Source organism: Yoonia sp. (genome assembly GCF_046292185.1).
Lineage (GTDB): Bacteria > Pseudomonadota > Alphaproteobacteria > Rhodobacterales > Rhodobacteraceae > Yoonia.
Map to the genome: position 1 here is coordinate 21,959 of NZ_JBKBQY010000029.1, position 12,584 is coordinate 34,542.

Sequence of the window (12,584 nt, forward strand, 5' to 3'; positions counted from 1 at the left end):
GATAACACGCTTCTCAAATATGAAGGAAGTCCTGATGATCTTGTCGAATGATTTCAGCCGCCGCGCGTTCGGTGCCATGCTGCTTGGCAGCACCGCAGCGGCCTGCGCGCCCCAAGTCCCCTTGTCCGAGCCAGAAGCGGACTTGCCCGCTCGCGAAGAGTGGGTCGAAGGATACGAGCCGCTCTTTGATTCAGGCTACAACCTGCCCGGCATCCCAAGCCGCTACCTTGAAGGCGTCAACCGTCGCATGACGGGCGTATATCAAGGCGAGGCGCCGCCGAATTCCATCGATGTCGATCCCTATGCCAAGTTCCTTTATCACGTGAAATCTGACGGCACCGCAACGCGCTATCCCGTCGGTGTTGGCCGCGCGGGAACATCCATCCGGGGGCGCGCCACGATGCAGTTCAAACGCAAATGGCCGGGCTGGACCCCCACGCAGAACATGCTGCGCACGCAGCCAGAGGTTTACGGCGATTTCCGGGCCGGTATCCCCGGCGGTTTGCGCAGCCCCCTGGGTGCACGTGCGCTTTACCTGTTCCGCAACGGGCGCGACACCTATTACCGCATCCATGGCACCAACGACCTGCGGTCAATCGGAAATTCCGGGTCTGCCGGGTGTATCCGGTTGTTCAATCAGGATATCATCCATCTTTATAACCAGATCGAAGCGCCGATGCCGGTGCTGATCCGGTCGCCTGCTGAATCGTTGCGCGTCGACCCCGAGAACTACAACCGCGGGATCGAGTTGCCTCCCACAATGATCCCCGCCGAAGAATTGCTCGGACCAGAGGCAGAGGCGAATGATCGCCCGCCAGTGTTTGATGAACTTTCACCGGGTATGATCTAAAGCCGGATGACGTAGTCTTTCACAGTGGTTTCGACCACTTCCCATGTACCGGTAAACCCCGGACGAATGATATAGCTGCTGCCGGTGGTCAGGACCACCGGTTCGCCGCCATCAGGGGTGAGGACAGATCTGCCAGCCGTTACGGTGAAATATTCCCATTCGTCATAGGTGACGCGCCATGTGCCGGGCGTCGATTGCCAGATGCCTGCAAACAGATTGCCGGTGTCCTCGACATTCCAGCTGGTGAAAACCGGGTCGCCCGCGATCAGCTTTGCCGGGGCGGGGCGGGAAATTTCCGGCACTGTGCCCGTCTGCTGCACGGCAAGAAGCGTCTGTGACATCGCTATTCCTTTGGTGTTGGTGTTATCTGGGGGTGTTGTAATGCCCTGCGCTGCCTGTGCATATTTATCCTGTGTCCGGTCGGCAAGCAAAGGAACCTCTGATGGCCTTTATCAAACTGGCGATTTTCGGCTTTATCGCGATGACGGTAGTCTATTGGTCAATTTCGATTTATGCGCGGTCGGTTCGCAAGGAGCGGCTGGAAAACGCATTTGACGCCGATAACCCCGGCAGTACCGACCGCGTGGCGCGCGAGGCTTACATCGAGCAAGGGATGCAGAAGTATAACACCTCGATCCGGCCAAAACTGATTGGTCTGGTCTATGTCGTGCCGGTTTTGGCGATCGCCATCATCGCCTATCTGATCAACATGAACTGAGGTTAAACATGGTCCGCGTGAAATTTGTGTTTCGTCTGCTGATACTCAGCTTTTTTGCTTTGTTCCTGCATTATGTGCTGCCGCAGCATGACATCGTCAAAGTCACCTCGACCGAGGTGATCCGCACTGATTTCAGTTCCCTCAACCGGATCTTTTTCGCGCGTGGCGACAGTGGTGCCGCAACCCCTGATACGCGCGACCTGCGTTTGATCAACACCCAAAAGCAAAGCACCTTTCTGCTGGGGTTCATCAGGCGCGACACGTCACGCGTCATGGTATACCGCAACGAAGATACCGGGTGGATCTGGCCGCCTTATTTCAAGTTCAATTCCGCCGATCTGCAGGCTGTCGCGGCGAACCTTGCACGGGGTGACGAATGGGTTGTCGTCACGCATTATGGTTGGCGCAACCGCTGGCTGAGCATTTATCCCAACGCAGTGCGGCTGCGCGTTGTCGAAGGCCCTGACGTCAGGATTATCCCATGGTTCAATATCGGGTTCTTCACCTTTTTGCTGATCGCGCTGTTGTTCTTACGCGCGATGTGGCGACAGCTCTGGGAACGTGCGGTTGATCCGGTGCTGGACGCCGCCAGCCACCGCGCGGATGAGGCGCAGGCGGGGCTGGCGGAACGCCGCAGCAGGTTGGTGCGCTGGTTCCGGCGAAAATAGCTATTCGCCGTAGGGGATCCAGATATTCTTAACCTCGGTCGCGGCCGCCAGATAATCGCGCGCGGTCGGGTCGATTGCGCGTCCATGGTTCACCCATGTACGCTTGAGGTTGCTAGCGCTCGCTTTCTCTATGGTGGCGGAAATGTCAGCCGCTGAAAACGACCAGACCGCGTCAATATCGTGGTGACTGGCGGCATGACCCGCCAGATCGGCGTGTTCGCCGGTCAGGATATTCACCACACCGCCGGGCAGGTCGGAGGTTTCTAGGATCTGGTAAAGCTCTGCGGCCATCAGCGGGAAGGGTTCGGATGCCACAAGCGTCACGCGGTTCCCCATGCTGATCCCTGCGGCCATCGGCATGACCAGCCCCAACAGCGGTGACACGTCTTCGCAGAACACTGCCAGGTTTCCGACCGGTTCATGCATGGCCAGCGCAACGCCACGGATCGGCACGTCATGAATTCTGCCGTCATATTTGTCGGCCCAGGCGGCAAAGGTGAACAGCGCGCGGATGGTCGATTCCACCTCATCCGTGCCGGATTTGCCGGTCAGGTCTTTGATACGTTTCGCCAGTTCATCGGCCCGCACCGACAGGTTTTCGGCAATATAATACAGTATCTGCGCGCGCAGATGTCCGGTCGTTTTCGCCCAGCCTCTTGCGACGTTCATCGCCTCGACCGCGTTGCGCAGGTCCTTGCGGTTGGCGACCGATACGTGGCCCAGCAATTTGCCACGCGGGTTATAGACGGGTTTGGAATAGCCTCCGTCAGGGCGCGCCTGCTTGCCGCCGATATAGAGTTTTGCGGTGCGATCCAGCGAGTCCGCGGCCGTGCCATCCGGGGTGGTGAAGGCCGGGACAGGTTTCAGAGCCTTGGTTGCGCCTTTGGGTTTGGTATAGCCTGCCAGTCCCTCCCAGCCACCTTCGCGTCCGAAGCCGCTTTCACGCACGCCGCCAAAACCGGCGGCGGCATCCATCATATTGGTGCCATTGATCCAGATGATCCCTGCCGCCAGTTTCGGCGCGATATCGAGCGCGAGGTTGATGTTTTCCGACCAGACCGACGCGGCAAGTCCATAGCGGCTGTTGTTGGCGATCTCGACCGCCTCTGTCGGGGTGCGAAAGGTCGTGGCGACCAGCACGGGGCCAAAGATTTCTTCCTGCATCAGATGTGATGCGAGCGACAGACCGGTGATCAGGGTCGGTGGATAGAAGCACCCTTTGGGCGCCTTGGTCTGGTAAGTTTCGCCTTCGGTATTGGCGCTGACCATCGCGGTTATCTGCGCCAGCTGCACCGGGTCCACAATCGCGCCGATGTCGATACACTTGTCTAAAGGATCACCGATGCGCAGGTCGTCCATGCGTGATTTCAGCTTGGCGTAGAACCGATCCGCGATCCCTTCCTGCACCAACAGGCGCGATCCAGCACAGCAGACCTGCCCTTGGTTGAACCAGATCGCATCGACCAAGCCTTCCACGGCGGAATCCAGATCGGCGTCGTCGAACACGATGTAGGGCGACTTGCCCCCCAGTTCGAGCGACAGCGCCTTGCCTGATCCTGCCGTGGCTTCGCGGATCTTGCGGCCGACTTCCGTCGATCCGGTGAAAGCGATCTTGTCGACGGCGGCATCAACCAGCGCCGCCCCCGTCTCGCCGTCACCCATCACGATGTTGACCACACCTGCAGGCACGCCAGCCTGCGTGCAGATATCGGCGAATACCATCGCAGTCAGCGGCGTGTATTCGGCGGGTTTCAGCACGACCGTGTTGCCCATCGCCAGCGCGGGCGCGATTTTCCACGCCAGCATCAGCAGCGGGAAATTCCAGGGAATGATCTGGCCGCAGACGCCAAGCGCCTCGCGGTCGGGCAGTTCGTCCTTCATCAATTGGGCAAAACCCGCGTGGTGATAGAAATGCCGGATCGCCAGCGGCACATCGATATCGCGGGATTCACGGATCGGCTTGCCGTTGTCCAGCGTTTCCATGACGGCAAGCAGGCGCGCATGTTTCTGCATCAGCCGCGCGATGGCATAAAGCATGCGGGCACGTTTGTGTCCCGATCTGGCCCAAGCGGGCTGCGCCTTGCGCGCCGCCGCCACGGCGGCGGCGATATCCGTGGCTGTGCCTTTGGTGACACCGGCCAGTTTCGCGCCCGTCGCGGGATTGGACGTGGCGAAATCATCGCGTTTGGTGGTCCATTTCCCATTGATGAAATGGCCGACAAGGTTGTCGTGGGCAGCCAGCCATGCCAGCGCTTCAGCTTTGCTTTCCGTGGCGGGGCCGTAGTCCATCGTGTTGAATATTTCCTTGATTGTCATGGCCTTATCCAATCGCGTGACGCCACTGGGCGGAATAGGCCCCGGTGACATGATGGTCGAGTTGCCGTTCGATGTCACCCAGTAGGCTGGACGCGCCAAAGCGGAACAGGTCGGGCTGCAACCAGCGGTCGCCAAGCTCCTCCTTGATCATCGACAGATAGACCAGAGCATCCTTGGCCTTGCTGATGCCGCCTGCGGGTTTGTAGCCAACCTTGATGCCGGTCCGCTCGTGGTAATCGCGGATCGCGCGGATCATGGTCAGAGTGACGGGCAGGGTCGCGTTCACAGGTTCCTTGCCGGTTGATGTCTTGATGAAATCCGCCCCCGCCATCATGCAGACAAGGCTGGCACGTGCGACATTGCGCAAAGTGCCCAACTCGCCGGTGGCAAGGATCGCCTTGACATGGGCGTCGCCGCAGGCCGCGCGCATCGCAAGCATTTCATCGTAAAGCGCCTGCCAATTGCCGGTTAGCACATGGCGGCGGGTGATGACGATATCGATTTCCTGCGCACCTGCCGCGACACTTTCCCCGATTTCCGCGATGCGCAGATGGAATGGCGACAGGCCTGCGGGAAAACCAGTGCTGACGGCGGCGACAGGAATACCCGATCCATCCAGCGCCTGAACCGCCGTCGCGACCATATCGTGGTAAACGCAGACCGCGCCGGTGCTCAGCCCTTCCATCCCCAATGCGGCAAGGATATCGGCGCGCACCGGTTGACGCGCCTTGGCGCAAAGCCGTCGCACGCGGCCGGCGCTGTCGTCGCCCGACAATGTGGTCAAATCCATCAGGCTGACTGCTTTGCATAGCCACGCGGCCTGATAATCCTTCTTCACGCTGCGTCGTCCCGGCAGGGTCGCTGCGCGCCGCTCGATAGCCGATGTGTTCGCTTGCACTGCCATGACCCAATCAAGGTCAAGCGGAATGCCCTCATTGCGTGGCAAGGTCGGGGTTGTAGTCATGTGCGATCAGCCTTCTGCATGGCCCGATATAGGTGGCAGTTTGCAGATCACTTGGCAAGTTTTGACCGTTTGGTCAAACACTAAGACGGCTGAACGACCTGACGTTGCAGTTTCTGGCGGTATTGCAGCGGGGTATCGCCATAGGTTGCGCGAAACAGCTTGTGAAAATGGGACATATTGGGAATCCCGCAATCGGCGGCGATCTGGCTGACAGGATCGGCGTCGGTGGTCAGGGCACGCGCGGCATGGGCCATGCGGATGCGGTTGATGTAATCCGACGGGGTCAGACCAAAGAATTTGCGCATGCTGCGGCTGACATGTGGATGCGCCTTGCCGGTGAGTGCCACCAGCCCTGCGGCCCCGCTCTGAAACACTGCAGGGTCCTGCGCGGCACGGCACGCCCGGATCAGCCAGTCGGGCGCGCCCCGAGGATAAGTCTCGCCCGTCAGCTCGGCACAAAGCGGGAGCAGAAACGCCTCTGCTGCGATCGTGTCACAGCGGCTGCGTTCCAGTAGCACGGCGGCATGGTTCAGGGCCGCCAGTTCGCGGATATCGCGATGATGCTGGACAAGGCCGCTGCCCGCCCAGAAAAGATGCCCTTGTAGCAGCGAATGCCGTTCCCCCAACGCTTTGATCAATGCGGGATGGATACATAGCGACACGACCAGCGCATGTTCGCCGCGCCCTTGCAGCGCATGGGTCTGGCCAGGGCTGAGAAAGACCACCGCGCCCTCGGACAGGGTTTGTGTCGCCTCCGGTAGATGGTGCCGCACCTTGCCGTTCTGGACCCAGAAAAGTTCAAAAAAATCATGATTATGCAGGGCGCGTGGCCGTTGCGCCGCCAATGTGGCCCTTGTCAGATGGACCTGCGCATCGGCGCGCAGAATGTCGGCATGGCGCAGGATCTGGTTCATGATGACAAACTAGCACAGCTTTTGCTGCGATGCAGCATCTATTCACGTCCCGCGTGACAAGGCGCTGCGGGCGGTTTATGCCGCTGGCAATCAGCGAAAGGGCTAGCACGATGACTTTTGACCGTTCCATCAAGATCGCGCCGTCGATCCTGTCTGCGGATTTCGCCAATTTCGGGGCGGAGTGTCAGGCGATCGAGGCGCAGGGCGCCGATTGGGTCCATGTCGACGTGATGGATGGCCATTTCGTGCCCAATATCACCTTCGGCCCCGCTACCTGCGCCGCGATCCGGCCCCATATCAAGGGCGTGATGGACGTGCACCTGATGATCGCACCCGTCGATCCCTATATCGAGGCGTTCGCGCAGGCCGGTGCCGACATCATCACCGCCCATATGGAGGCCGGGCCGCATATCCACCGCACGATGCAGGCTATCCGCGCGGCGGGGGCCAAGGCCGGTGTGGCCTTGAACCCCGCAACGCCCGCCGCTGCGGTGGAATACCTGCTCGACATGGTCGATCTGGTCTGTGTGATGACGGTAAACCCTGGATTTGGTGGGCAGAAGTTCATCCATAGCCAGGTTGAGAAGGTGCGCCAATTGCGCGCGATGATCGGGGAAAGGCCCATCCATATCGAGATTGACGGCGGTGTCGATCCGGTCACGGCACCTTTGGTTGCGGCGGCGGGCGCTGACGTGCTGGTCGCAGGTTCGGCGGTGTTTCGTGGTGGGTCGGTCAATGATCCGGACCCATACGGTGCAAATATCCGTGCCATTCGCGCCGCGGCGCAGGCGGTGTAGGTCGCTGGCCGTCCCGGCCCTGCGGATGTTTCAGCGCAGGAGATAATCACCGGGTCGCAGCGCGATACCAGGCGGCGAGCTTTGCGCGGTCCTCATCGGGCAGCCCGGTGATATTGGCAGGAGGCATGGCGTGGCTGATGCCCGATTGCACATAGATCGCGCGGGCGTGATGCGCGATATCGGCTTGGGTTTCGAGGAGCACACCCTTGGGTGCCCATTGCATATTGCCCCAGACCGGTTCACGCGCATGGCACATGGAGCAGCGTCCGATGACGATATCATGAGCCTCGTCAAAGCCCGCAGCACTGGCAAAGCGTTGCTCATAGTTGGTCAGAACGCGCGTCTCTGACACCTCATAGCTGTCGTGGCCCGGTGCGGTGGACAGCCAGGCGATCACGATGAAGATGATCACGGTGACGGCCCATGTCCAGTTGGGCGTCCCTTTGCGCGCATGCATGGAATTGAAGTAATGCCGGATCGTCACGCCCATCAGGAATACTAGTGCTGCGATAATCCACGCATATTGCGTCCCGAACGCCAAAGGATAGTGGTTAGACAGCATCAGGAAAATCACTGGCAGCGTCAGGTAATTGTTATGCGTTGACCGCAGTTTCGCGATCTTGCCGTATTTGGGGTCCGGCTTTAGCCCGGCTTTGAGGTCGGCAACAACAATCCGCTGGTTCGGCATGATGATCGCAAAGACATTGGCCGTCATGATTGTCGCCGTGAACGCGCCCAGATGCAGCAAGGCGGCGCGACCGGTGAAAATCTGGTTGTAGCCCCAGGACATCGCCACCAGCAATATGAACAGAAGGATCATCAGCGTGGTGGGTCTTTCACCCAGCCGCGACTTGCACAGTAGATCATAGATCACCCAGCCCGCGGCCAATGACAGGGCCGAGATAAGGATGCCTTGCCAGATTGCCAGATCGGCCTTGGCAGGGTCGATCAGGTACAGCTCTGCCCCGACCCAATAGACAATGGCAAGCAACGCAGCCCCGGATAGCCAGGTCGCATAGCTTTCCCATTTGAACCATGTCAGATGTTCGGGCATCGCATCGGGGGCGACCAGATATTTCTGGATATGATAGAATCCACCGCCATGGACCTGCCATTCCTCGCCATCCGCGGGCCCTTGAATGTTGCGGTTCAACCCAAGATCAAGCGCGATGAAATAGAATGATGACCCGATCCAGGCGATTGCCGTGATCACATGCAACCAGCGCACCGCGAAGGCCAGCCATTCCCACAAGATCACCGCATCATACATCATTCGTCCCTTTCATCGCTGACGTTAGACTTTGTCTTCCCGCGCGCGGTTGTGCCAGCGGAAAATGCCATATCGCGCCCGCCCTGTAATGTCTGCTTGCATCCTGGCCGCATGTTCTTGCACAAAGCCATACAATGAAGCCAGCAGGAGACGTGATTTGCAACGCTACCCGCGCGACATGACCGGATATGGCGCAACCCCCCCTGCTGCGCAGTGGCCCCGCGACGCGCGCATTGCGGTGCAGATTGTGCTGAACTTCGAGGAAGGCGGCGAAAACAACATTTTGCACGGCGATCCCGCCTCAGAGGCGTTCTTGTCCGAAATCGTTGGTGCCGCCGCCTGGCCCGGCCAGCGCCACTGGAACATGGAAAGCATCTATGAATATGGCGCGCGCGCGGGGTTCTGGCGCTTGCACCGGATGCTGGCGGACCTGCCGATCACGGTTTACGGGGTCGCCAGTGCCTTGGCCCGCGCACCCGAACAGGTTGCGGCGATGCAATCTGCCGGCTGGGAAATCGCGAGCCATGGGCTGAAATGGATCGAATATAAGGATGCACCTGAAGATGCCGAACGCGCCGACATGCTGGAGGCCATCCGCCTGCATACTGAAGTCACCGGTACTGCCCCGCGCGGCTGGTATACCGGCCGCTGTTCGGTCAATACCGTGCGGCTGGCCGCTGAGACCGGACAGTTCGCTTATGTCGCGGACAGCTATGCCGATGATCTGCCTTATTGGGTTGAATGCGGCGCGCGCGATCAGCTGATCGTGCCTTATACGCTGGATGCCAACGACATGCGCTTTGCGACGCCGCAGGGGTTCAACGCGGGCGCGCAGTTTCTGGATTACCTTAAGGCAAGCTTCGATGTGCTCTACCGTGAAGGCGGGCGGATGTTGTCCATCGGTCTCCATTGCCGGTTGATCGGTCGTCCGGGAAGGGCCGAGGCGCTGCGTCAGTTCATCGAATACGCAAAGTCGCATGACGGCGTTTGGTTCACCACCCGTGAGCGGATTGCCGATCATTGGGCGATGACCCATCCGTACCAGCGGTTTGATCGCCCGTCGCGGATGGACAGCGACACCTTTGTCGCGGCTTTTGGCGGCGTTTTCGAACATTCGCCATGGATCGCCAAGGGCGCGCATGCGCTGGAACTGGGGCCTGCGCATGATACGGCGCTTGGCCTCCACAATGCCTTGTGCCGGATATTCAGGTCGGCAGGAGATGACGCACGTCTTGGCGTGCTGAACGCGCATCCTGATCTGGCGGGCAAGCTGGCGGCGGCGAAACGCCTGACACCGGACAGCACCGCCGAACAGGCCAGCGCCGGTCTGGACGCCCTGACCGATGGCGAACGCACGGCGTTTCAGGCGCAGAACGCGGCCTATCTGGATAAATTCGGCTTTCCCTTCATCATCGCCGTACGCGAACATGACAAGGCGTCGATCATGGCGGCCTTTGGCACGCGCCTGCAAAACAACCGCGAGACGGAGCTGGCCGCCGCATGCGATCAGGTCGAACGGATCGCGTTGCACAGGCTGCGCGCGATACTCCCGCGATGATCGAAATCCGCGCCCGGCCGCTGACCGCTACTGCCTTTGCGCCTTTTGGTGATGTGCTGAATTGCGATGGTGCGCCCGACCGGGTCATCAATGCGGGGCTATGTGGGCGTTTTCACGACCGCGCGCAGGTCGATGTCAGCGACGGCAGGGTCGGGATCAGCCTGTTCCGGTCTGCGTTGCGGCAATTGCCTTATCAGCTTGATCTGATCGAACGGCACCCTCTGGGTTCACAGGCCTTCATCCCGATGAGCATGGATGCCTTTCTGGTCGTGGTCGCAGACGATGATCTGACTCCGCGGGCCTTTGTCACTGCCCCGGGCGAGGCGATCAATTTCCACCGTGGCACATGGCATGGCGTTTTGACGCCGCTGTCCGGACCGGGGCTGTTCGCCGTCATCGACAGGATCGGTGACGGCGCCAACCTGCAGGAACATCACTTTTCCTCTCCCTACCGCGTGATTATGGGCTGACGCCTATCGCCACGTCCCAAGCTACTTATTTCCAAAAATACTTGAATTTAATCTTCGTTCCACGCGGCAGCTTAAGTATTTTCCGCAAACCAATGTTGTGTCCTGTTGGCAAACCAGACCAGAGTCAGCATGACAGGGACTTCGACCAGGACCCCCACCACCGTCACGAGTGCCGCGATAGAGTTTAGTCCGAACAGCCCGATCGCGACGGCCACCGCCAGTTCAAAGAAATTCGAGGTGCCGATCAATGCGCAGGGTGCGGCGATATTATGCGGCACCCGCCACGCCTTTGCCGCCCAATAGGCGACGGCGAACATGCCATAGGATTGGATCAGCAAGGGAATTGCGATCAGAAGGATGATGAGCGGCTGTGACAGGATCACTTCTCCCTGAAAACCGAAGAGTAGCACGACGGTCGCCAAGAGCCCGATGATCGAGAAGGGTTTGACGCGGGCCGTGAAGGCACTGATGACCTGTTCGGAATTGGCAGCGCCTTTTGTCATCATCACCCGCGTCAGGATACCTGCCGCCAGTGGGATCACGACGTAAAGCACGACAGACAGCACCAGCGTTTCCCATGGCACGGTGATATCCGTGACCCCGAGCAGCAGCGCCACGATTGGCGCATAGGCAAAGACCATGATCGCATCGTTCAACGATACCTGCGCCAGCGTGTAATTCGGGTCGCCCTTGGTCAACTGTGACCAGACAAAGACCATCGCGGTACAGGGGGCTGCCCCCAACAAGATCAGACCAGCAATATATTGTCCCGAGGTGCCGGGTGCGATGAAGGGAGCAAACACATAGTCAAAAAATATGACGCCGAGCAGGGCCATGGTAAAGGGCTTGATCAGCCAGTTCACCGCCAACGTGATGATCATGCCCTTGGGGCGTTCGTGCACGCGGGCAAGCGACCGGAAATCAACCGACACCATCATCGGATAGACCATTGCCCAAATCAAAACCGCCACGACAAAATTGACTGACCCGTATTCCAGACTCGCGAGAAGGCGGACCGACGCAGGCGCGATCTGACCCAGCGCAATACCTGCAATGATTGCAAGCAAAACCCAAATCGAAAGGTAGCGTTCAAAACTAGGCATTGGTCGGTCCTCTATGCGCGGCTTCTGCACAGCGGTAAGTCGCCGGGAAAGCGCCGTCAACCTGCCCAGAGCCGAATGATTCACGGTTCTCGACGGCGATCATTGCCGCATTGCAGCGTAAAAATTATGCAGATCGCGTGATACCGTCTGTTTTTTCGGCAAATGCCGCGGAGTGATACCGTAACGGCACCCAGTTCCGCAGGGCGCGATTGCCGTACATGCGATGCCGGCGAATGTTGGCGGCACGAAACGCTTAAAAAGCATGTCCGGCAGGCCGATCCTCCCAGACCCGATGCCGGACATGCGCAACAATTCTGCTGCTGAACAAGGATATGGATTGACCCTCCCTGATTTCAACTCGCCCTGTCCTGTCGCCCGCAGCGTAACCTCTGGAGCATTCTTTTCATGATGAAAAAGACTTTACTTTCGGCAGCCGCCGTCACGGCGCTGATGACCGCTGCCCCCGCAATGGCCGATTGCCCGATCAAGGTGGGTGTGTTGCACTCCCTGTCCGGCAGTATGGCGATTTCCGAAACCACGCTGCGCGATGTGATGCAGATGCTGGTCGCCGACCAGAACGCCAAGGGCGGTGTGCTGGGTTGCGAATTGGAAGCCGTGGTCGTGGACCCTGCATCCGATTGGCCCTTGTTCGCCGAACTGACCCGCCAGTTGATCACCGTTGACGAGGTCGATGTGATCTTTGGTGCATGGACATCGGTCAGCCGTAAGGCGCTGCTGCCGGTGCTGGAAGAACTGAACGGTCTGTTTTTCTATCCGGTGCAGTACGAAGGTCAGGAAAGCTCGCGCAACGTGTTCTACACCGGCGCTGCACCGAACCAGCAGGCGATCCCCGCCGTCGATTATTTCATCGACGAACTGGGCGTGGAAAGCTTTGCCCTGCTGGGCACCGATTATGTCTATCCGCGCACCACGAAAGCCATCCTTGAATCCTATCT

The 12,584-nt window shown here is 59.4% G+C and carries 13 protein-coding genes; 7 read left to right on the plus strand and 6 right to left on the minus strand.

What is annotated here, in order from left to right; genetic code table 11:
• The first annotated feature begins 34 nt into the window (after positions 1 to 34).
• A complete protein-coding gene (locus ACK4TM_RS07450) occupies positions 35 to 850 on the plus strand; it encodes a L,D-transpeptidase (RefSeq protein ID WP_409699073.1) in 816 nt (271 codons plus the stop codon).
• Here ACK4TM_RS07450 and ACK4TM_RS07455 read toward each other — a convergent pair.
• Positions 847 to 1,191 (minus strand): cupin domain-containing protein, encoded by a 345-nt coding sequence (locus ACK4TM_RS07455; protein WP_409699076.1) that lies wholly within the window; start codon positions 1,189 to 1,191, stop codon positions 847 to 849. The two genes, ACK4TM_RS07450 and ACK4TM_RS07455, sit on opposite strands and share 4 nt — an antisense overlap.
• 101 nt (positions 1,192 to 1,292) lie before the next feature.
• Here ACK4TM_RS07455 and ACK4TM_RS07460 point away from each other — a divergent pair, with 101 nt between their 5' ends.
• Both ACK4TM_RS07460 and ACK4TM_RS07465 read left to right on the plus strand, forming a co-directional pair.
• Positions 1,293 to 1,568: a hypothetical protein gene (locus ACK4TM_RS07460; protein ID WP_409699079.1), complete on the plus strand. Its 276-nt coding sequence runs from the start codon at positions 1,293 to 1,295 to the stop codon at positions 1,566 to 1,568.
• Between the two features lie 8 nt (positions 1,569 to 1,576).
• Positions 1,577 to 2,236, plus strand: a complete 660-nt coding sequence (locus ACK4TM_RS07465; RefSeq protein WP_409699082.1) for a DUF1523 family protein — start codon at positions 1,577 to 1,579, stop codon at positions 2,234 to 2,236.
• Here the strand turns inward: ACK4TM_RS07465 and ACK4TM_RS07470 are convergent, their stop codons facing one another.
• The 3 genes from ACK4TM_RS07470 to ACK4TM_RS07480 form a co-directional block, all read right to left on the minus strand.
• Positions 2,237 to 4,552 carry an aldehyde dehydrogenase family protein gene (locus ACK4TM_RS07470; RefSeq protein WP_409699085.1) on the minus strand — a complete coding sequence of 772 codons (2,316 nt, stop codon included), beginning with the start codon at positions 4,550 to 4,552 and terminating at the stop codon, positions 2,237 to 2,239.
• 4 nt (positions 4,553 to 4,556) lie between these two features.
• Entirely contained in the window at positions 4,557 to 5,516 is a 960-nt protein-coding gene (gene deoC / locus ACK4TM_RS07475) for a deoxyribose-phosphate aldolase (protein ID WP_409699088.1), read from the minus strand.
• Between the two features lie 80 nt (positions 5,517 to 5,596).
• Positions 5,597 to 6,430, minus strand: coding sequence for a helix-turn-helix domain-containing protein (locus ACK4TM_RS07480; RefSeq protein ID WP_409699092.1), 834 nt, complete (start codon positions 6,428 to 6,430; stop codon positions 5,597 to 5,599).
• A gap of 110 nt (positions 6,431 to 6,540) precedes the next feature.
• On the opposite strand from ACK4TM_RS07480, the gene rpe reads away from it, so the two are divergent.
• Positions 6,541 to 7,227, plus strand: a complete 687-nt coding sequence (gene rpe / locus ACK4TM_RS07485) for a ribulose-phosphate 3-epimerase (protein WP_409699095.1) — start codon at positions 6,541 to 6,543, stop codon at positions 7,225 to 7,227.
• 46 nt (positions 7,228 to 7,273) lie between these two features.
• Here the strand turns inward: rpe and ACK4TM_RS07490 are convergent, their stop codons facing one another.
• Positions 7,274 to 8,497: a urate hydroxylase PuuD gene (locus ACK4TM_RS07490; protein WP_409699110.1), complete on the minus strand. Its 1,224-nt coding sequence runs from the start codon at positions 8,495 to 8,497 to the stop codon at positions 7,274 to 7,276.
• A gap of 157 nt (positions 8,498 to 8,654) precedes the next feature.
• On the opposite strand from ACK4TM_RS07490, the gene puuE reads away from it, so the two are divergent.
• Together puuE and ACK4TM_RS07500 are read left to right on the plus strand one after the other, a co-directional pair.
• Positions 8,655 to 10,055, plus strand: coding sequence for an allantoinase PuuE (puuE, locus tag ACK4TM_RS07495; protein WP_409699099.1), 1,401 nt, complete (start codon positions 8,655 to 8,657; stop codon positions 10,053 to 10,055).
• Positions 10,052 to 10,525 (plus strand): ureidoglycolate lyase, encoded by a 474-nt coding sequence (locus tag ACK4TM_RS07500; protein WP_409699102.1) that lies wholly within the window; start codon positions 10,052 to 10,054, stop codon positions 10,523 to 10,525. The genes puuE and ACK4TM_RS07500 overlap by 4 nt, the downstream gene beginning before the upstream one ends.
• A gap of 71 nt (positions 10,526 to 10,596) precedes the next feature.
• Here ACK4TM_RS07500 and arsB read toward each other — a convergent pair whose 3' ends face one another.
• A complete protein-coding gene (gene arsB / locus ACK4TM_RS07505) occupies positions 10,597 to 11,628 on the minus strand; it encodes an ACR3 family arsenite efflux transporter (protein WP_409699105.1) in 1,032 nt (343 codons plus the stop codon).
• Positions 11,629 to 12,033: 405 nt separating this feature from the next.
• On the opposite strand from arsB, the gene ACK4TM_RS07510 reads away from it, so the two are divergent.
• Positions 12,034 to 12,584 (plus strand): transporter substrate-binding protein (locus tag ACK4TM_RS07510; protein ID WP_409699107.1); only part of this gene is annotated, 551 nt, incomplete at its 3' end.